The organism is Algoriphagus sp., from assembly GCF_030694375.1.
Classification (GTDB): domain Bacteria; phylum Bacteroidota; class Bacteroidia; order Cytophagales; family Cyclobacteriaceae; genus Algoriphagus.
In genome coordinates this window covers 61,212-82,393 of sequence record NZ_JAUXYL010000013.1, presented here as the reverse complement: position 1 = coordinate 82,393, position 21,182 = coordinate 61,212, and the positions used below count along the sequence as shown (strand labels likewise).

General features: G+C 43.2%; 12 protein-coding genes. 7 read left to right on the top strand and 5 right to left on the bottom strand.

Going from position 1 to position 21,182, the window contains the following annotated elements; genetic code table 11:
• The first annotated feature begins 20 nt into the window (after positions 1–20).
• Positions 21–1,151, top strand: coding sequence for a BamA/TamA family outer membrane protein (locus Q8M62_RS04100; RefSeq protein ID WP_304899048.1), 1,131 nt, complete (start codon positions 21–23; stop codon positions 1,149–1,151).
• Between the two features lie 148 nt (positions 1,152–1,299).
• On the opposite strand, the gene Q8M62_RS04095 is transcribed toward Q8M62_RS04100, so the two are convergent.
• Positions 1,300–1,731, bottom strand: coding sequence for an SRPBCC family protein (locus tag Q8M62_RS04095; protein ID WP_304899047.1), 432 nt, complete (start codon positions 1,729–1,731; stop codon positions 1,300–1,302).
• A gap of 300 nt (positions 1,732–2,031) precedes the next feature.
• Between Q8M62_RS04095 and Q8M62_RS04090 the strand changes: the two genes are divergently transcribed.
• The 3 genes from Q8M62_RS04090 (at position 2,032) to Q8M62_RS04080 (ending at position 7,449) form a co-directional block, all read left to right on the top strand.
• Positions 2,032–5,178: a TonB-dependent receptor gene (locus Q8M62_RS04090; protein ID WP_304899046.1), complete on the top strand. Its 3,147-nt coding sequence runs from the start codon at positions 2,032–2,034 to the stop codon at positions 5,176–5,178.
• A 72-nt stretch (positions 5,179–5,250) separates the two neighbouring features.
• Positions 5,251–6,621: an alkaline phosphatase family protein gene (locus Q8M62_RS04085; RefSeq protein WP_304899045.1), complete on the top strand. Its 1,371-nt coding sequence runs from the start codon at positions 5,251–5,253 to the stop codon at positions 6,619–6,621.
• Between the two features lie 315 nt (positions 6,622–6,936).
• A complete protein-coding gene (locus tag Q8M62_RS04080) occupies positions 6,937–7,449 on the top strand; it encodes an AraC family transcriptional regulator (protein ID WP_304899044.1) in 513 nt (170 codons plus the stop codon).
• A gap of 147 nt (positions 7,450–7,596) precedes the next feature.
• Here the strand turns inward: Q8M62_RS04080 and Q8M62_RS04075 are convergent, their stop codons facing one another.
• The 4 genes from Q8M62_RS04075 to Q8M62_RS04060 all read right to left on the bottom strand — a co-directional run bounded on the left by Q8M62_RS04075 (position 7,597) and on the right by Q8M62_RS04060 (position 15,844).
• Positions 7,597–9,606, bottom strand: coding sequence for an OmpA family protein (locus tag Q8M62_RS04075; protein WP_304899043.1), 2,010 nt, complete (start codon positions 9,604–9,606; stop codon positions 7,597–7,599).
• A gap of 10 nt (positions 9,607–9,616) precedes the next feature.
• On the bottom strand, positions 9,617–12,931 hold the full coding sequence (locus Q8M62_RS04070) for an Ig-like domain-containing protein (protein ID WP_304899042.1): 3,315 nt from the start codon (positions 12,929–12,931) through the stop codon (positions 9,617–9,619).
• A gap of 579 nt (positions 12,932–13,510) precedes the next feature.
• The gene (locus Q8M62_RS04065; RefSeq protein ID WP_304899041.1) at positions 13,511–14,104 is read right to left on the bottom strand and encodes a Crp/Fnr family transcriptional regulator; all 594 of its coding nucleotides are present in this window, start codon (positions 14,102–14,104) and stop codon (positions 13,511–13,513) included.
• A 693-nt stretch (positions 14,105–14,797) separates the two neighbouring features.
• Positions 14,798–15,844: an alkaline phosphatase D family protein gene (locus Q8M62_RS04060; RefSeq protein WP_304899116.1), complete on the bottom strand. Its 1,047-nt coding sequence runs from the start codon at positions 15,842–15,844 to the stop codon at positions 14,798–14,800.
• A gap of 319 nt (positions 15,845–16,163) precedes the next feature.
• Here Q8M62_RS04060 and Q8M62_RS04055 point away from each other — a divergent pair, with 319 nt between their 5' ends.
• From Q8M62_RS04055 to Q8M62_RS04045, 3 genes are all read left to right on the top strand, one after another.
• Positions 16,164–18,785 (top strand): chemotaxis protein CheB, encoded by a 2,622-nt coding sequence (locus Q8M62_RS04055; RefSeq protein ID WP_304899115.1) that lies wholly within the window; start codon positions 16,164–16,166, stop codon positions 18,783–18,785.
• Between the two features lie 110 nt (positions 18,786–18,895).
• Positions 18,896–20,167, top strand: a complete 1,272-nt coding sequence (locus Q8M62_RS04050; protein WP_304899114.1) for a PAS domain-containing sensor histidine kinase — start codon at positions 18,896–18,898, stop codon at positions 20,165–20,167.
• Between the two features lie 133 nt (positions 20,168–20,300).
• Positions 20,301–21,113, top strand: coding sequence for a phosphatidylinositol-specific phospholipase C/glycerophosphodiester phosphodiesterase family protein (locus tag Q8M62_RS04045; protein WP_304899113.1), 813 nt, complete (start codon positions 20,301–20,303; stop codon positions 21,111–21,113).
• The last annotated feature ends 69 nt before the right edge of the window (positions 21,114–21,182 follow it).

The window sequence follows — 21,182 nt, the reverse complement described above, 5'->3', positions numbered from 1 at the left end:
TTATTCGTTTAAAAAATAACATGTCGTCTAAGAAATTAATATTCATCCTGATTTTTGGGCTTCAATCAGGTCTGGCGATTTCTCAAAGTTTATTCAGAAGGTATTTTGACAATCTTATCAATGATACCACCGATATCAGCAAGCCGCAATTTTTGGTGTACCCTACAGTGGCTTATGCACCGGAGACGAGCTGGGAATTAGGGTTGTCTTCGCTTTTGGTGTATTATGCCAAGCGTGACACAACCAATAGGCTCAGTGAAATCAGTGGATTTACCTTTTTCACGCTGCAAAGCCAATATGGTTTTTGGTTTGACCATGCGATCTATTCTGACCAAGATAAATGGTTTTTTTTGGGGAGGCTGCGATTTCAAAGTTTTCCATTGAAGTATCACGGGATCGGGATTGATTCGCCTAGGGATTACCTGGCCTTGGTAGAAGCCAATCAGATCCTGATCAAAGAGCGGGTGCTTCGGGAACTTCGCCCCAATCTTTATTTCGGTGTAGAGGCGGATTTTCAGCGGATGGCCAACGTTGATTTTATCCCATCCAGTGAAGCTTTCGATTTTCCATTGCCTGTAGGATCTGAGGGGTCGACTAATTTTGGCCTGGGGGTAGGGATGGTCTATGATGATCGGCACAACGTCCTGAATGTGCGAAACGGGCACTTTGCAGAACTGGCCTTTCTCAACTATTCCTCTGCGCTGAGTTCCTATGGATTCAAAGCTGTATTGATGGATACACGGATTTTCAGACCTGTCGGTAAAAATGGAGTATTGGCCTGGCAGGCCATCGGTCAGTTTTACTCAGGCAATGTTCCCTTTAATCATTTATCTCTCTTGGGTGGAGACAGCATGATGCGGGGGTATTATCTTGGGCGATTCAGAGATCGAAACCAATTGGCCACGCAGCTGGAATTCAGGATGCTGCCACTGCCATTGGGATTTTCCAAAAGAATCGGAGCTGCTGTATTTGCAGGATCCGGAACCGTGTTTCCTGAATTATCGCTGGAATCAATCAATAAAATGGTCTGGTCGGCAGGAGGAGGTTTACGATTTCTACTTTTCCCCAAAAAGGACATCTACACCCGATTTGATGTGGCATTTACCCGGGAAGGATCAGGGTTTTACCTGTTTATCGGGGAAGCTTTTTAAAGAATTTCCCCAGCCGTGCTATAGTTTTTGATTGGGTCCTTGAAATAGGAGCAAGGACAAGTCCAGTCTTTATATTGATTCTGGTCCAATATCTTTACCTAGACCCTGTCGACAGGAGCTTGAATTCCTTTTCGAAAGTCAATTTCTCTTAGCCTTCTTTTGATTCTACATACTTTTTGAAGTTGTCCAGTATGGCTTGCCAACCGGCTTGTTGCATTTCAATTGAATGGGTGTTTTCTGCATCAAAAGTTTCATCCACTACAGTTTCATTGCCCTTTTTAGAAAATGATATTTTCACTTCACGTCCATCTGCCATGGCGTATTCAATCGATTCATGAAGTTCAATTTTGGTGTAACTTCCTTCAAAATCGAAACCCATACTCCCGTCTTTGGCAGCCATGTGTGAAAGGAATTTTCCACCCACTTTGAGGTCGTTACTTGCATGTGTCGTATGCCAGTCGTCGGAAGCATGATTCCATTGTGTGATATGCTCAGGATCGGTCCAGAATTTCCATACTTTTTCCAAAGAGGCATCGATTGCTGCCCGCACGGTGATTTTGGTTTTCTTGGCTTTTTCCATTTTTGATGAGTTTGTATTTCAAATATACAGGGTTAATGAAAAGAATATTTACTTTGGATTATTGGCAAAAGTGAGTGCTTTATATTTTTTTGGAGTTGAACAAGTGTTTAGTTTATGCTCTATCTCTTAATGGTCGATTAAAATTTCCTGTCTATACGTTTACCAAATTGTTTCCTCTTTTAAGCTTTCGTGAAGATTGGCTACCATGTTAATTTTTAACATGCCGTAGGCTGAATGAGCCTCTAGTTTTGAGCATTAATTAACCTGCTAAAATCTATGGGATTCAAAACTTTTACACACATGTTATCTGTAATGCTGATGCTTTTCTTCAGCATTTTGCTGCCGCAAAAAGTACTTGCTCAGGCAGTCAATGCGACGATATCGGGAAAATTAACTGATTCAAAAGGTGAAATCCTGATTGGAGCCCAAATCCTCGTCAAAAATGAACTGACAGGATTTACAACTTCCACTGTGACAGGAGTAACGGGCAACTACATTATCTCCCAAATCCCACTCGGAACCAACTACTCGGTTTCCGCAACCTACATGGGATATGGATCAAAAACCTTGACTGGAATTTCCCTGAATCAGGGGGAAATCATCAAGCTGGACTTTGTATTAAGCGAAGAAGCCCAAGAACTTAATGAGGTCAGTGTCGTCGCAAATTCCATCGCCAATAGCATTGACCGCTTGGGAAGTTCGACAGCTATTTCAGCTAAGGACATGTCCACGCTACCTGTTAACGGCAGAAATTTTAATTCCTTGGTCGGTCTTTCTCCGGTTTCCAACGGAAATAGCCTGTTGGGTCAGTTGTTTTCATCGACCAACTATACCATCGACGGAATGACCAACCGTAGTCCCCTTTCCAGTGGATCGACAAACAGAGGGCCTTTTTCAATTTCTATGGAAGCTATTCGTGAATTTGAAATTTTAACCAACGACTACGATGTTGCGAATGGTAGAAATGGAGGAGGGATCATCAGTGCGGTAACCAAAACCGGAACAAATCGAATGGAAGGTTCAGCTTTCCTTTTCAACAGGGCGGACTGGTTGGCCAGCAAATATGATATCCGTGGAAACCTTAGACAAAATGAATTTGCAATTCAACAATATGGAGTAACCCTAGGTGGTCCTATCATCAAGGATAAGCTACATTATTTCATTGCTTATGATGGGCAGCGGGATGCGCAGCCTTTGTTTATTGCAGACCTCCAGACTCCGGAGGATGAAGCACGATTCAATGTTTCCCGACAGTCTTTGGATCGGTACCTACAGATAGCACGAACCAAATATGGCGTGGCAGAGTCACCTCAGACAGGAAGCTTTGACAAACTCAGGTATTCCCACACAGCTTTTGCCCGATTGGACTATCAGATCAATTCCAAGAATCTATTGACGGTCAGAAATAACTTTTCCTGGGATCTTAACAGCCAAGGAGTAAATGACAACACTTCAATCAACCTATACGAAGTGTATGGAGACCATCTCTCCAAAGCAAATAGTTTGATGGCATCGCTTCGTACTGTGCTTTCTCCAAAGCTCACCAACGAACTGAAACTCCAATACCTGTACACTTTGGATGATGGTAGACCGAGTGCTCAACTGCCGAGTGAAAATATCCCAAGAGCTATTGTACAAAACGTACAATCACAGGTGAACGACAGGGTTGTCAATACCAACATCCAATTGGGAGGACAACGCTACCTGCCAGAGCGATTTGAATCCCATGTGTATCAGTTAGTAAATAACCTCTACTATAATATGGGAAGAACCAATTTTACCTTTGGAATGGACTTGATGCTGAACAATCTTTCTTCATTAGCTACAAGTGAATTCAATGGTCGATTCTTCTTTACGGGCTTGGATAATTTTGACAACCTCCGGCCTTTCCGATACGCAAGAGAAGTTGCCTTGACCGATCCTACGGTAGAGCAGAGCATCTTTGGAGGAGGAATTTACGCACAGTCCAATTCGGACTTAGGTCGTGGAATGAGTTTGAATTTGGGATTGCGGGGGGATTACACCGCATATAAAAATGCTCCAAATTTCAACCAAACGGTTTTTGATGAGCTAGGATTAAAAACCGATGTGAAGACCAACGCATTTCAGATTCAACCTAGATTTCAATTCACTTGGGACATCAACGAGCGTCAGACCGATGTAATTCGTGTCGGAGCCGGGGTATTTGGATCTGCGCTAAACAACTATACTGACGTCAACAACCTTCAGTTTGACGGGACTAAAATCGTTGCTGTGGATATCACAGGTGCAAACGTGCCTACTCCAAACTTTATTTCCTATAGAGACAATCCCTCCACTGCTCCGGGTGTTGATTTATTGAATTTACCGGGTGTTTCTCCTGTGGCCACGATCAATATGAACAGTGAAAACCTAAAGGTTCCAACAGTATACAAGGGAAATGCGATGTATAATAAAATCATCAACAACCGACTTCGCATCGGTGTCAACTTTATAGCCTCGCTTGCCAGAAACAATTACATGTATCTGGATCGGAACATGGTGGATGAGCCGTTTTTCAGATTGGCGAATGAAGGAAACAGGGGAGTTTTTGTTCCGCTCGAAACCATCAGTATTACCAATGGCAATGCCGATTGGACTCGGGGAAGAAAGACTACTGAAATCGGCCGTGTGCTTGAATTGGTCAGTGAGGGCAGAAATAATACCTACACTGCGGTCGTAGACGGTACTTACCGCTACTTTAAGGATGGCCAGATTACAGCCAGTTACACTTGGAATGACTCAAAGGATAACACTTCCTTCAACGGAAACGTGGCAAACAGTGCCACCTTATTCCAAGCTGTAGTTGATGATCCAAGGGACCTCTCAAGAATGAGCTATTCAAACGGTCAATTCAGAAACAAAGTGGTACTTTATGGAACATTACCAACTTTTAAAGGCATCACTGTGGGTGTCCGCTACTCCGGAATCGGCGGTACTCGCTATTCTTTGATGGTTAACGGAAACGTGAACGGTGACTTCGTGAATAGCAATGATCTTGCCTTTGTTTTCGATCCGAATGCACCGGGATTGTCAGAATCAGTGGCAAATGCTATGCGTGAAGTGCTTGCTAACCCAAATAATTTGGCTTTGAGTTATATTCAAAACAGCCTGGGTAAAGTGGCGGAGAGAAACGGCGGAGAGAATGGCTACTTTGGATTTTGGGACGTGAGAATGGCTAAGAAATTTTTCTTTACCAATGTCAAGAGAACCGGTTTTGAACTTGGTGCGGATATTTTCAATGTAGCAAACATGTTCAATAAGGAATGGGGAACTTCAAAAAATCTGGGTAATCAGAACCTCATGACGCTAAGAAACTTTGATCGGCAAAACCAGCAATATGTATATCAAATCAACCCCAATGTAGGTGTTGCAAATCCGGGCGGAACTCCTTTTCAAATTCAAATCTCAGGAAGATTCTTCTTCTAATTATTTCAAATCTAAAAGTCCAGCAGCCCTTGAGTTGCTGGACTTCTTCATTGCTACAAATCAATCAGATTAATGAGAAATCACTCAAATAAAAAGTTCTTTACGCTGTTACTGGTAATGGTAATGGGATTTTCCACTCCATCCTTTTTGAATGCTCAAGAATCAAGACCTACGCAACATGTGGTCTTAATCTCCATTGACGGCTTTCGTCCCGACTTTTACCTGGAAGAAAAATGGCCTGCCCCAAATCTTCAGGAAATGGCAAAAGCAGGAGCAAGATCATTGGGTGTGACTGGCGTATTTCCTTCGGTTACCTATCCCTCTCACACCACGATCATCACGGGACGAACTCCCCTGCACCATGGGATTTATTACAATGCCCCCTTTGAACCCACCGGCCAAACCGGAAGATGGTTTTGGGAAAGCGAATTGATCAAGGTGCCTACGCTTTGGGACGCGGTCAAGGCTGCGGGGCTTAAAAGTGCCAGTTTTATCTGGCCCGTATCTGTCCATGCGCCGATAGACTACAATTTACCCGAATTTTGGAGTTTGGAGGAAGGTTTTGGCAGAATCGAACCCATGCGGGAAAAAGAGACTCCAAAGGGGCTTTTGGCCGAAATGGAGCTCAATGTGTTAGGCAAACTCAATGAGCGAACCTTTAATGGAGATTATCTAAACCGGGAGGATCGAATAGGAGAAATGGCAGGATATATCCTCGAAACCTATAAGCCGAATCTGATTACGCTTCACCTGATCGCCACTGACCATTTCCAGCATATGGAAGGCAGAGACGGACCCATGGTTCGCAAGTCACTTGCAGCTACCGACCGTGCCATCGGCAAAATCATTGAAGCAGCCGACCGTGCCGGAATTTTGGAGCAAACCACCTTTATCGTCACCGGAGATCATGGATTTGTGAATATTCACAGTTCCATCAGTCCAAACGTCTGGCTTGTTGAGGCAGGTTTGATGGAAAATCAGCCAGACCGCGGTAACTGGAAAGCGACCTTCCACACTAGTGGTGCGTCTGCATTCTTGCATTTAAAGGATAAAAATGATTTTGTAACATTAAACAAGGTAAAGTCAATCTTGGAAAATTTACCGGAAAATCAAAAGAAGCTTTTCCGTGTGGTAGATCAGGAAGAATTAATGCGGGTAGGGGCAGATCCCAATGCCGCCTTAGCTTTAGCTTCGATTCAGGGGATTTCTTTTTCTCCGTCCAGTCAAGGTTCCGTTTTGAAGCCTGCCAAAGGTGGAACCCATGGTTTTTTTCCTGATTTTGATGAGATCGAAACCGGATTTATCGCTTGGGGTGCCGGAATCAGGGAAAATGTGGAGATTCAGGAAATGAGTTTGGTAGATGTGGCCGCAGTGGTAGACTACCTTCTGAATCTGAAAATGGATTTGCCGGAAAGCACACTTTACCCGGGAATGAAGAAGTAAGTATTGGTTTGCTGAATTTCAAAAGTCCAATGGATCAAGTACTGATTCCATTGGGCTTTTTGTTGTTTAATTTGCTTCTGTTTAACGTGAATTTTTTTGGCAGGAGAACCATTCCAAAATCGCATAGTGGGGAATTAAGCGTGCCTTCCTCGGATTATCATCCCAAAAAAAATTTGATTTAACAGAAAAGAATCTATTCTAAGCCCAAAAGGTCCGTTCCGGCAGGCTGGCAGGTACCTTGCAGACTTTCGGTAATCCATTGATTGGAATTCCCGATTAAATCAAAATGACAGCTTGAAAATCCACATAAAATTTATGGTTAGCCTTCGTTGCAAAATGATTGTGCAGCAGGAGTTGGATAGAATAGGGATCCCTTATTTGTCTGTCAACCTTGGCTCCGTAGAAACGGAAAGCAGTATTCCCTGCAATCAGATGGAGGAGCTAAAGGAAAGCCTAAAACGTGTAGGTTTGGAAATTCTTGAGGATAAAAAAAATATCCTGATTGATAAAATCAAGCTCGCCATCAATGAATTGATCCAATCCGGGGAGGATGCCACAAGGGTTAATTATTCTGATTTCATCAGTGAAAAGCTTGATTACGATTATACCTACCTATCCAATATTTTTTCTGAGGTGGAAGGTATCACGATTCAACAGTACATCATCGCTCTCAAAATCGAACGGGTGAAGGAATTTCTACTGTATGATGAATTGTCTCTTACGGAGATTTCTGACAGAATGAATTACAGCAGTGTCTCCCACCTTTCCAATCAGTTTAAAAAAGTAACAGGACTGAGTCCCTCCTCTTTTTACCAGTCAAAAAAATAACAAGCTCCACCAAGCCCATTGCATTGAGAGGAATAAAGCTTGGCTGCCACAGGCAAATACTCCCTAAATAAAAGAGACAATCCCGGCTACCCGGAACTGTCTCATGTTATTGCTTAGGTTGGGTTGATCCCAACTGATCGGCAATCCTTATTTGGCCGGGGTCACATCGATGATGACGGTTCGGTTATACGCACGTTCCTCAGGAAACTTGTTTTTGAACGGAGAGACTTTTTCATCTTCTCCAAATCCGTTCACCACAAATTTCACATCAGTTCTTCCTGACTTCAACAGGCTTCTTTCCAGAATGCCTTTTACATCATTTGCCCGGGCAAGGGAAAGCCCGAGGTTGTGTGCTTCTTCTCCGATGCTGTCAGTATGACCGTTGATGGTCACTGTACCACCGGCCGGAATTTTTGGAGCGACCAATTCGGTTAGGTATTTCTCATAAGAAGCGATAGCCTTGGCATCGTTGAATTCATAGATGACACTATATCTGTTTCCTTCCACACTGGTAGGAGGAGTCCAAAGCACCATTTTTACCGGGGTTTCTTTTCTGATTGTTTGACCATCTTTAGTCCTACCCACCATGGTTACGGTATAATCGCCTTCGGCTTTCTTTCCCAAGATTGATTCGCCTGCAATACTTACTTTATCCTCAGTGTAAGGACCGAAATTTTGGATTTTCCCCTGTGCATCTTTGACTTCCAAAGTCCAAGAGCTAAAGGCCTCTTTCGCACCATCGACCTCGAAAGTGACATAACTTTCCTCCGGTGCTACCAGAGATACGGGCTTCAGTGGAGCGTCCAATCCACCTTTGAATTCCATCAGCAATTCAGGAGAGCTGCTTTCAATGGAAACACGTCGGTCACCATCGAGCAACAGATCAAGTTCGCGGGTTCCGCCTATACTTCTGGACGGAATCCTAGGCTTGGTCAACCCTTCCGTGGCGATTCTTGAAGCATCTATTCCCCAAGTATTTACCAGGTAGGATTTGACTGATTCGGACATTTTTTTACCTTCCTGAGCGCCTTTCTCCGAAGAGCCTACCAATTTGATATTCGCCGAAGGATTCTTTACCATTCGATCTCCAAGGATATTCAGCACATTGTAATACACCATCAGCTGTCGGTTAGCCCGGCCGGATAGCTCGCTTGGTGCAAATACATCCAATTGATCTGCTTTGAAATCTTTCACCTGACTTTTCCCAAGTGTCACATAACGACTTGGGATGGCAGTTGAACCTGCATCGAAGTACACATAGTTTCGGATCGGAAAAGTCTCGATGATACTGGTTGTTTCCGGATTGTTTTTAGGGGAGTTTACTGCAAACCCAAAGACAGGTTCCACAATCGGGGCAGCCGGAGGTAGCACAGCAACAGGTATTTTGCGTCCTTTTCCGAATTTCAATGCTGCACCTACCCGAAGTGTAGTCAACGTCCATGTTTCAGTAGATCTAGGATTCTGACCGAAATAAGGCTGAATAGCTACGAAGGGGGAAAGTACAGTTTGTATTTTGCTGTTTTGGGATGAAAGATGAATATCATGCCCTGCACCGATCTGCATCGAAATCAGGTTTTCACGGATATCGCTGAATTCGCCGTTCACCGCTGGGGTAGGTGCTTGATCCGGGAAATCCGGGTTGATCCCCAACTGGTAGGTAAATGCCTTGGTTCTGTTAAATGCAAAGCGTGGACCAGCATAGAGGTAAAAGTTATTCTTAAAAGGAGCAAAGCGTAGGCTTGGCTCAATTGTCAGATAACTTAAATCCGTTGACAAATCGGCTGGGCAATTACAGGGAGTGGTGATCTGGTCAAATGTGCTTTTTCGACTGTCGTATCCCGCCTGGAGCATCATTCCAAAACTAGACTCAGGGCGGTGATATTCGATGACAGGACCCAGAAACAATCCCACACCGTTACCGTGATTGAATCCCGCTGAGACTGTAAGGTTTGAATTTAGCTGCTGTGTTAGTCCTTGATTAAAATTAAAGTTTGCACCTGCCGCTGCACCAAACTTCCATGCCGGCCTGGTATACTGTTGGGCCTGTAGCGTGCTTCCTCCCATTAACAATGCCCCTAAAATCAGGGCTTTGACCGGGAGAAAATCAGGGGACCACGAAGTGCGTGATCCCTTGGTTAGATATGTTGTTGATTGCATTTTTTTTGAATTAAGGTTTCTCGATGATGTTTGTATTGGTCATGACCACTGCTCCGTTGATTACCAGCATTCTGCCCACGACTGTGGCATTGGAATTCATGGTGATCGAGGTTAAGGCCAATACATTCCCTTTGAATTTGGTGTTGTCACCAATGGTGGCAGAACTTCCGACTTGCCAGAAAATGTTTGAAGCTTGAGCTCCGCCACTTAGGATGATACTTCCGCCGGCTCCGCCAACAGTGGTAAAGCCTGAGGCTATCTGGAAGATCCATACCGCGTTGGGATCACCCTGAGCATCCAAGGTCAGATCACCTGCCTGAATCAGGAGTGTAGAATTGGATTTATAGATTCCCGGAGCGAGCGTTTTACCACCCTGATCACCCGCTACCGTAACAGGTGCCGGGGAAGTTGCTCCTTCGGCAAACAAATAAGCCTCAGTCAGGTCTTTTTTCGCTTGGATCAGCATTGCAGCTACTCCGGCAGGGGAGGCATCATCAGAAGCATAGATTGCTCCGTTTATGATAGTTGCCGGTGGAAATCCGGTTACAGATGAACGTGCACCGGGTGTGATCCCTACGTCTAGGTTTCGGATCTGGCTGAATCCTGCATTATTACTGATTCCTGTTGCTGCAAAAATCCCAAATCTTCCGGCAGTTTTAAGATCTACGAAATTGGCAGATTGCTGGGAAAGCGTTTGGAAAGTCCAAACATAATCGTTTGCCAAACCTGTACCTGCCAAATTCTGCGCACCTGTAGTGATGGTTGCGGTGTAAGTGACATTTGGCGAAAGCGGATTATTCGGCGTAAAGGATGCCGTGGTACCTGAATAGGTTACGGTTCCTGTTACGGTCGTATTTCCTTGTTTCAGTGTGAATGTAGTGCCTGTGATTGTGGCAGGATTCATTGGCTCACTGAAAGTGGCTTTGATCACTTTGTTAAGAGGAACGTTTGTCGCATTGTTAGTCGGATCGGTAGAAGTTACCGTCGGAGCCACTGCGGCAGCCGTAGTGAATGTCCAGACATAATCGTTTGCTAGGGCAGTACCTGCCGTATTCTTGGCTCCGGTTGTGATAGTAGCCGTGTAAACAAGACTTGCAGAAAGTGGACTGTTCGGTGTAAAAGATGCCGTGGTACCTGAATAGGTCACAGTTCCTGTCACGGTTGTATTTCCCTGTTTCAGTGTGAAGGTAGTTCCTGTGATTGTGGCAGGATCCATTGCCTCGCTGAAAGTGGCTTTGATCACCTTGTTAAGGGGAACGTTTGTCGCATTGTTAGCCGGATCGGTAGAAGTCACCGTCGGGGCAACTGGAATACCTGTAGTGAATGTCCATTCATAATTACTCGCCAGTGCTGTGCCAGAGGTATTTTTTGCACCTGTGGTAATAGTAGCAGTGTATTCGAGACTGGCTGAAAGCGGACTGTTCGGTGTAAAAGATGCCGTGGACCCTGAATAGGTTACGGTTCCTGTCACGGTCGTATTTCCCTGTTTCAGTGTGAACGTTGCACCAGTGATCGAAGCAGGATCCATTACTTGGCTGAAATTGGCTTTGATCACTTTGTTCAATGAAACACCGGTATCATTGTTTGCAGGATCGGTAGAGGTTACAGTTGGTGCTGTAGCAGTTTGTGATACGACAGTTGTGAAGTTCCATACATAATTAGCTGCTAAGGCTATTCCCGTGGTATTCTTGGCTCCTGTGGTAATGGTAGCCGTGTAAACTCCACCCGAGGAAAGCGGACTGTTCGGTGTGAAGGATGCAGTGGTACCGGAGTAAGTCACTGTTCCTGCCACGACCGTGTTGCCTTGTTTCAGCGTGAAGGTGGTTGCTGTGATAGAAGCCGGATCCATTGCTTGGCTGAAGGTGGCTTTGATCACCTTGTTGAAAGCTATATTTACAGCATTGTTTGTTGGATCGGTAGAAGTTACCGTTGGTGCTGCCGCAGTTTCAGATACTACCGTAGTGAAATTCCAAACATAATTATTTTCCAGAGCTGCACCAGCTGAACTTTTAACACCTGTAGTAATGGTAGCTGTGTACACAAGACCCGAAGAAAGCGGACTGCTCGGTGTGAAGGATGCAGTGGTGCCTGAATAGGTCACAGTTCCAGGTATTACAGTATTTCCTTGTTTCAACAGGAAGGTTGCCCCATTGATGGTGGCGAGATCCATGGTTTGACTGAAATTGGCTTTGATTACTTTGTCGAAAGCTACATTCACGGCATTGCTGGTCGGATCTGTTGAAATTACCAATGGTGCGACAATAGCGTCAGGCGCAGCTGTGGTGAAACTCCAGACAAAGTCACCGGTGATCGCTATACCCTGTGGGTTTTTCACTGTCTTGGAAATGGTTGCAGTGTAGGTAGTGTTTGGGATCAAAGGAATAAACGGTTTGAAGACCGCTGTCAATTCAGCGTAAGTGACTGTACCCGGCACTGGTGTCATTCCGGTTTTCAAGGTGAAAGAAGCCGTATTGATCGTTCCTCCATCCATCATTTCACTGAAAACCGCGCTGATGGACTTATTTACAGCTACACCTTTTTCTTGATCTTTCGGATCTACAGAGATTACCGATGGTGCTGCACCCGTATTAAAAGTCCAGGTATATTCGCTGGCAAGTGGAATTCCGTCGGTATTCGCAGCTTCCACAGTGATAGTACCTGTATAAGTGGTGCCTGGCAATAGGTCGGCCGAGGGAGTGAACGTTGCAGTGCTATCCATGTAAGTCACCACACCGGCGATAGCTGTAGTCCCGGATTTGATTATAAAAGAGGAGGCCTTGATTGTCTCCGGGTTCATCTTTGCACTGAATTTGGCTGTAATGGGCTTATTTAGTGCATTTCCGGTTGACATATTCGCCGGATTGGTAGCAATCACTGTCGGAGCTGAACCTGTAGTAAAAGTCCATACATAGGGTGCTTGCAGTACATTACCCAAAACATCACTCACAATGGGTTCTACCCTTCCTGTATAAGTTGTGTTAGGGGCAAGAGGAGCATTTGGAGCAAAACTCATGGTGTTGTTTGTGGCATCGTAAGTCAGCTTGCCTGGTATATCGACATCGATTCCTCCTGTTGAATTCATTACCCGTAAGCTGAATGCCTCTGCTTTGATGCTGGCTGGATTCATGGCTTCATTGAATGTCACAGCGATAATTTTATTCAATTGCACTCCCGTGGCTTTGTCGGCAGGAGAGGTGGATTCCACCTCAGGACAGATTCCGAGCATTTCGTCAAATGTATCCTGACAACTTCCGAAGATTGTCGTAATCGATAAGGCAACCAAAATGGTCTGCCAAAACCGTTTTTTTGTACTGGGTATTTTCATAATTAGTTGAATTTAAATTTTCAATTATATAGCTGGGTAATCATATTAATAGAATAAATACATCTCCTGACGGGAAACTAAATAAGTGGACTGAACTGCTTGACTAGCTAAAAATGAATTTTATAATATAAAATATGTAGCTGATAATAAAAGTGGGTAAAATACTAATCAGCGCAGTTTTTTAGACTCACGTGGAGTAAAGTTCAGGACATTTTTAGCCGAAAAAGTTATATAAAAAAATAAAAGACTTACATAATTCACTGATTTCCCTGCTGTCAATAAGTAGCGTAATTCAGGCTCGAAAATTCAATTATAGAAAGCGTTTTTGAATTCAAATTTTTTATAAAAATTGTGTAATTCCATTGCCAAATTGAATTAATAAAGACTACAAAAAAAATGTAATAAGGCTTGAATCCAGAATCTTAAATTCTTAAGGAATTTTTAATGCGCGATAATTTTTCTGATGAAAGTTGAGGGAGCTCTACTAGCGGTTTTTTCAAACCATTAAGGTCATTGAGGGCAATAAATTGAACATTGCTCCGATCGGAAAAATAATTAACACAAGGATTTTTTGGAGGATTAACTCAGTCGCAAAACGTCGACTCGCATTACTTTGGATACGGTCTGCCGTGTAAGTCCTGTCAAATCTGCCAAATCCTGAAAAGTGATCAGTTTCAGAAGTGGGTTTGTTTTTCCGCTGGAATCGGTAATCTGATCCTGAAAATAGGGGAGGATTCTTTTAATTTTTTCGGCTGCATCCAAACTTCTTACAGCGTATAGACGGTCTTCTGCACGACACCATCTTCTCACAAGTTCTTTGAAAAACCAGGCCGCAAGTTTTGGGTTATTATAAATTGTTTCTTTGAAAAAATCTGCATCGTAAGCTCGTAATTCTACTGGGGTAAGGCTTTTTGCAAACTCTGAAAATTGCCCCCCTAGACAATTTAGATTACCGAAAAAGTCCCCGGGTTTTAGAATATCATAGCAAACTTCTTCCCCTGCAGGCGAATAAGATCCAATCCTCACCGCACCGGATATGATTTCAAAAATCGGAGTGATGCGTTGTGGAGGTTGGTAAATCAAATGACCTTTTTCAAGGTGATATGATTCCATCATTTTCCCGCTTCCTTCTAGTACCTCTTCAAGCAAGTAAGTAAAAGGTCCGTGTTTCATGTGTGTATATTTTGTTTTTTAATCGCCACATGGAATCTCGCATGGTCGATAATCATCCCAGTGTGTGACTTTTTAGTCATGCCTGTCTGCCTCAGGCAGGCCTGCTTGTGACAGACAAGCTCGATTTCATGTGTTTATATTTTGTTTTTTAATCGCCACATAGCCTGTCCCGATTTTTCATCGGGAGAATCTCGCATCGTCGATAATCATCCCAGTGTGTGACTTTTTAGTCATGCCTGTCTGCCTCAGGCAGGCCTGCTTGTGGCAGACAAGCTCGATTTCATGTGTTTATATTTTGTTTTTTAATTGCCACATGGAATCTTCGCATGGATTTTAATCATCTCTCTGTGTGTCACCTCAGTGGGTATGCTCGATTTCATGTGTTCATAATTTGATTTTATTGGTCAGATAGCCTGTCCCGATCTTTCATCGGGAGAATGCCTAAATCCCCGAGCTATCGGGGCATACCCTCCACGTGAAGAATTTCTTAATGGTATTCCGACATGTGAGATTTATGAACTCGGTTTCTGCCACACATAGACCTAACCTTCGGTTGCCAGGTCCGATTTCATAGCTTTTTTCTACAAGTTCAGCGAAAAGCACAAAAAATATCGCCTTGGTTTCAAAGCTTAACAGGAAAATAATTTTGAGAGAATTTTGACTTGATTAACCAATAGTTTTAGTCATGTTTCTTTAATATTTCCTGAGAAAAGACTCTTTCAAAAAGAGGGAATCGGCTTTTCCTCGAATTTCCAAATCTACTTTTACCCCATCTTGCTGCCATTCTAACTCAATCAACCCGAAGTTTAGTTTTGCGATCAACTCTCCAACCCGATAGGAATTGGGCTCATCAGTATAAGTTTTCCAGGTGTGTGTCAAACCGCTGGAAGTTACGTCAAAGACAGGATGAGTGATGCCCGGGATTTCTGTTTTACTGATTTCGGCAATGTGTCGATCGCCACTTAGCATTATTGCGCCGTTGACTTGATAGGTTTCCAAAAGTTGCAGCAGCCGTGCGCGTTCTTTCGGGAAATTTGCCCATTTCTCAAAAGGATGCTCTTTGGATAAAATCTGAATTCCGGAGCCTATTATGGTAATTTTCGCAGTGTTGTTTTTTAGTTCTTGTTCTAACCATTTCCACTGCTCTTCCCCGAGGATCGTACCGGTTTCATTTAAAACATATTCCTTGTCCTTCTTTTCCAAGTTGTCACGAAAATACCGTGCATCGAGTAAAATAACTTTCACTTTTCTGTCACCACTTCCATAATTATAGGCCCCGTAAGCACCTTCTTTTTGTCTCAACGGACTATTTTGAGGTATTTCCAAAAAATCATACATCAAGTTGCGGCTTTCTTCTCTATAGGGATATTCTTTGCCGGCGTCATTTTTTCCGTAATCATGGTCATCCCATATTCCGATGATAGGAGTTTTAGCCTTGAGTTTTTTATAACCCAAATTGGTGTTTTGTAATTCGTATTTGGTTTTCAGCAAAGGCATGGAATCAGTATCGCCATATATATTGTCGCCAAGCCAAATCCAAAGGTCCGGACGGTGTGAGACGATAGGATCCCAGAGGGGCTGTTCGCCATATTCATGATTGCAGGAGCCGAAAGCAATGGTCTCAAGGTGAATTCCATTTCCCTCAAATGAGTTTTGTTTGGTTATAGTGGGGCTACAGCCAAGCGTTACAGCAAGCAAAAAAAGCAAAGGTGATCTGCTTAAAATTGATAGGTTTTTCATCTTTGTAGGGATGGGGTTTGCGGATTTTTGTGTGAATTCAAATTTACTCGTTCCCATCACCTGCTAATGTTAAAAATTAACATGATGCCTGAGCTTAACACAATCTTAAAACTAGTTTGGGATTTAGGTTCCAATTCAAAACTATCCTCAGACCAACTTACACTAGTTTAGACTATTGGAAAGTTTGTTGCCTGTTTGGAAGTTATGGGGAATCTTCATTCCAAGGTTTTTATTCTTAGCTTTTATTGGAAATAGCCATTTGGAGATAATAAAGCTACCTTCATGAAGTAGTTGAGATTTATTATAAAAGTACGAGATCATGGAAAAGAAAAATGCACTGAAAACAAATGAAGATCCCGTATCATCAGATAATAAAATCTTACCCGAAGCTCAATTTTCAATTGTCGCGATAGGTGCTTCTGCCGGAGGATTGGAAGCTTTGGAACAGTTTTTCAGCAATATGCCTTCAGATACAGGTTTGGCTTTTGTAGTTATTCAGCACCTTGACCCCACTCACGTGGGGATTTTACCGGAGCTGCTGCAGCGGGTTACGCAAATGAAGGTACAGCAGGCTACCGATGGGCTCTTGGTGAAGCCTGACTGCGTTTATGTCATTCCTCCCAATAAAAGCTTATCGGTCCTGAATGGACATCTTCATCTGCTGGTCCCTGTCGAATCCCGAGGTCTCCGTCTGCCCATTGATTTCTTTATGAAATCACTGGCAATTGACCGTCTTCAAAATAGTGTTGGCGTAATCCTGTCCGGCATGGGAAGCGATGGTACGCAAGGGATAAAAGCAATCAAAGAAAAGAATGGATTGGTATTGGTTCAGGACCCTATATCCGCCAAATTCGATGGGATGCCAATCAGCGCTAGGGAAGCGGTAATTGCTGATGTCATTGCTCCGGCAACTGAATTACCGGCCAGGCTGTTGGCCATCCTCAAGCAAATTCCGGAAGTGGGACCCGACAAATCGATTGATGAAAAAAGTAAAAGTCATCTTGACAAAATCATCATTTTACTACGGGAACAATCAGGCCATGATTTTTCGAATTATAAAAAAAACACCTTGCTGCGTCGAATTGAGCGTAGAAAAGGTGTACATCAGATTGACAAAATAAACTCATACGTCAGATTTCTTCAAGAGAATCCGGCAGAAGTAGAAATTCTCTTTAAAGAATTGCTCATTGGTGTGACCAGTTTCTTCAGAGATCCCGAGGTTTGGGAAAAGCTGAAGGACAGCACGCTGCCGGAGATGATCAAAGAAGCACCTAATCGGCATGTCTTTAGGGCTTGGGTGACGGCTTGTTCTACAGGGGAAGAAGCCTATTCTCTCGCGATGATTTTTAAGGAAGTGCTGGAAAAATCCCAAAATGGAAGAGGGCTATCACTTCAGATATTTGCTACAGACTTGGATAAAGATGCCATTGAAAAGGCACGGTCGGGGGTTTATCCGGAAAACATCGCTGCAGAAGTGTCCCCTGAACGACTCACCCGTTTTTTTACTGTAGAGTCAAGTGGTTATAGGATAAGTAATTCAATTCGGGAGATGGTTGTTTTTGCTCCGCAAAATATCATCAAGGATCCTCCTTTTACCAAGTTGGATATCCTGACTTGCAGGAATATGCTGATCTATATGGAGCCCGACTTACAGAAAAAACTCATCTCACTGTTTAATTACAGCCTAAATCAGGACGGGATTTTGGTTCTCGGTACGGCAGAAACTCTTGGGAGTTCTACGGAAGGCTTTAGAGAAATTGAAAATAAATTAAAAATATATAAGCGCACTTCTGCACTTTCTCCTGCTGAGTTGGCAGATTTTCCAAGTGCTTTCTTTCGCAATAGACGTTTCACATCAGAGAAAAAGCTTCCCCAAAAATCACTCGATAGCATTCAGACGGTAACCGAACAACTCTTACTGCAGCGATTTGCTCCATCGAGTGTATTGGTCAACGATAGGGGAGATATCCTATTCATCACCGGTCGCACCGGAAAGTACCTCGAACCGGCAGCCGGTAAAGCAAACATGAACATCCATGCCATGGTACGGGAAGGATTGAATCAGGAAATTTCCGATGCACTGCGAAAAGCCAATAGAGACTTATCTCCGGTATTTATCAAAAATGCTAAAGTCCAAAGTAACGGTATCGACAATTATGTGGACGTAACGGTGCAGCGACTCGATGCCCCGGAAGCGGTCAAAGGATTGACGATCATTGTGTTTTCTGAGGTGAAAAGCCCTGTAGAAAAGGCTGTAGGTAAAGGTCGTGTAGGTAAAAGTCGATCCTCACTTAAACTTAAGGAGTTGGATGAGCAACTGAGAAGAAGCCATGAGGACCTCCAAAGTACCCGGGAAGAAATGCAGACTTCTCAAGAGGAATTGAAATCAACCAATGAGGAACTCCAGTCAACCAATGAAGAATTGCAATCGACAAACGAAGAACTGACCACTTCCAAAGAAGAAATGCAAAGTATGAATGAGGAACTTCAAACGGTAAATATAGAATTGCAGAGTAAAGTAAATGACTTTGTCCGTGCCAATGATGATATGAAAAATCTACTCAACAGTACGGAGATCGCCACACTCTTTCTGGACAAAGAGTTCAATATCCGTCGCTTCACGGACAATGCCCAAAGCATCGTGAAAATCCGAAAAAGTGACATCGGTCGGCCCTTTACAGACTTGGTGACTGAGTTGGACTACCCCGAATTTGGTCAACACGTCAAAGAAGTATTGAAATCATTGAAAACTATAGAAAGTTGCATTTCGGCCAAAGATGAGCGATGGTTCAGTATACGGATTATGCCTTATCGTACACTCGAGGATAAAATCGATGGTGTAGTGATCACATTCACCGATATCACTGTTGCCAAAAGTTTGGAAATCAAGCTAAAGGAATTGAATGACAAGCTCCAAAAAGACAATAAGGGGAAAAAGTAAGAGGGATTAATAGTGACAAGTTGTTGTTTTAGCCAAAACAATTTCTACCTTAACGATAATCCTCTTCTCCTAAGTGCTTCTTTTTGCCCGTGCTTTAAACAGACGATATTATGGACTACGCTACTAAATCCGAGTTTGGTTTACTTCGTAAAAAAGCCGAAGCAATCTTAAAGAATAAAACCCAAAAGTCTAATTCAGCCCTGACTGAAGCCGAACTTTTGAGAGCGGTCCATGAGCTTGAAGTCTTTCAGATCGAATTGGAGCTTCAGAATGAAGAGCTGAAATTGGCGCGTGAGAGAGCTGAATATATCGCTCAAAAATACACCTCCCTTTACGATTTTGCACCGATCGGCTATTTCACACTTTCTGAGGAGGGTATAATACTCGATCTCAATCTCATCGGTTCCAAAATGCTGGGAAAAGAGCGAGCTGTTCTTAAGGGGAAATCCTTTGGTCGGTTTATTCCCGAAAAAGGCCTTTCCACTTTCAATCTTTTTCTTAAAAAGACTTTTAAAAGCAAAACCAAAGAAATGAGCGAAATGCTGGTCTTGGGCTGTAATGATAAATCCATCTGTGCCCAATTGACAGCTATTGTTGAAGAGGAGCATGATGACCACTGCCTTCTGACGATATTGGATATCACCGAACGCAAAAAGGCCGAGTCCGAATTGGAGGAAGTGGTCAAGCAGTTGAATCTTTTGAATTCACAGAAGGACATGTTTTTTTCGATCATTGCCCATGATTTGAAGAATCCATTTACGTCTATTATCGGACACAGCGAGTTGTTGATGATGGAAGTGCAAAGCAAAGACTATGAGGCTGTGGAGGAAATTGCAGGGGTTATCCTTAATTCTTCCAAGCGGGCAATGGACTTGCTCTTTAATTTGATGGAATGGGCAAAATCTCAGACAGGCAGGCATAGCTTCAATCCGACAAAGTTTTGTATGAAAGCCGTAGTGTCAGAAGTCTTCGCCTTGTTTGATCAAATCGCCGTGCAAAAGCACATTAAGATTAACATGGACATTTCTGAGGAAATTATAATTTCGGCTGACAGAAATATGATTGCCACTGTCATCAGGAATTTGGTTTCCAATGCGCTTAAGTTTGCCATGCCGGGAGGTGAAATTGCCGTGTATACCAAAGCGTCGGCCGATTCATTGACCATCTGTGTAAAGGACAATGGCGTAGGGATGTCCCCAGACGAGATCGAAAAATTGTTTAGCGCGGATACTCCTATTACATCTTTAGGTACAAATAATGAAAAAGGGACAGGCCTTGGATTGATTCTTTGCAAAGAGTTTGTGGAAAAACACCGAGGGAAAATCTGGGCAGAGTCCGAAAAAGGTCAAGGATCCACTTTTTATGTTTCACTGCCTAGGTGAGTAGAATTCCCAATATTTATAGGTATTCTGATGCTTTGCCTATAGATCAATCCGGGAATTTATCTTTTTTGAATAAGAGAGAAAATGAACTTGGCAATTCCCGGATTTTAATAGGATAAAGGTATTTTTGAGTATGAAGAATTCTAAAAAACTCATTTTTCTGATCGCCTTTCTTTTTCCTGTTTTGGTTTTTTCCCAGCAGGATTTCAAGCTTCATTCCCACAATGATTACCTGCGAAAACGCCCTTTTTGGGAAGCATTTGGTGCTGGTGCCGCATCCATCGAAGTGGATGTGATTTTGCAAAACGACCAATTGCTGGTCGCACATGAGGTTGCCAGCATTAAACCCGAACTGACACTTCGTTCGCTTTACTTCGAGCCAATCCAGAAAGCGGTAGAACAAGGAATGATCCAAAATTTTGATTTCCACCTCCTCGTAGATTGCAAAACAGAAGGATACAATACGCTGGATCAGGTAGTAAATGATTCGCAAGCTTTTGAAGAAATCCTTTACTCCACTCAAAATCCCGGAGGTTTGAAACTGATTATCTCAGGAAACAGGCCGAAGCCGGAGGATTACATCAAGTATCCTGAATGGGTATTTTTTGATTACCAGAGCAAAACCTTAACAGCCGACCTCCCTTGGGAAAAGATCGGGATGGTCAGTTTGAGTTTTAGACAATTTTCGAATTGGAATGGGGAAGGTAGTATGGGCGAAGCGGATAGGGAGAAGCTATTGGAGTTCATCCATTTAGTCCATTCCTTCAATAAACCGGTTCGGTTTTGGGCTTCACCTGATAGTAATTCCGCCTGGAAGGAATTCTACGAAATGGGTGTCGACTACATCAACACGGATCAGCCTATCCACGCCCAAAGCTACCTAAATGTGCTCATTGGAAAAGATGCCTCCCCAAATCCGGAAATCAAAAAAATCCAAATTAACTAGATCAGTTAGTTGAAGACAAGAATACTTGCCTTTCCAAATCAAATGTATTTATACCTCTACCGTAAGATT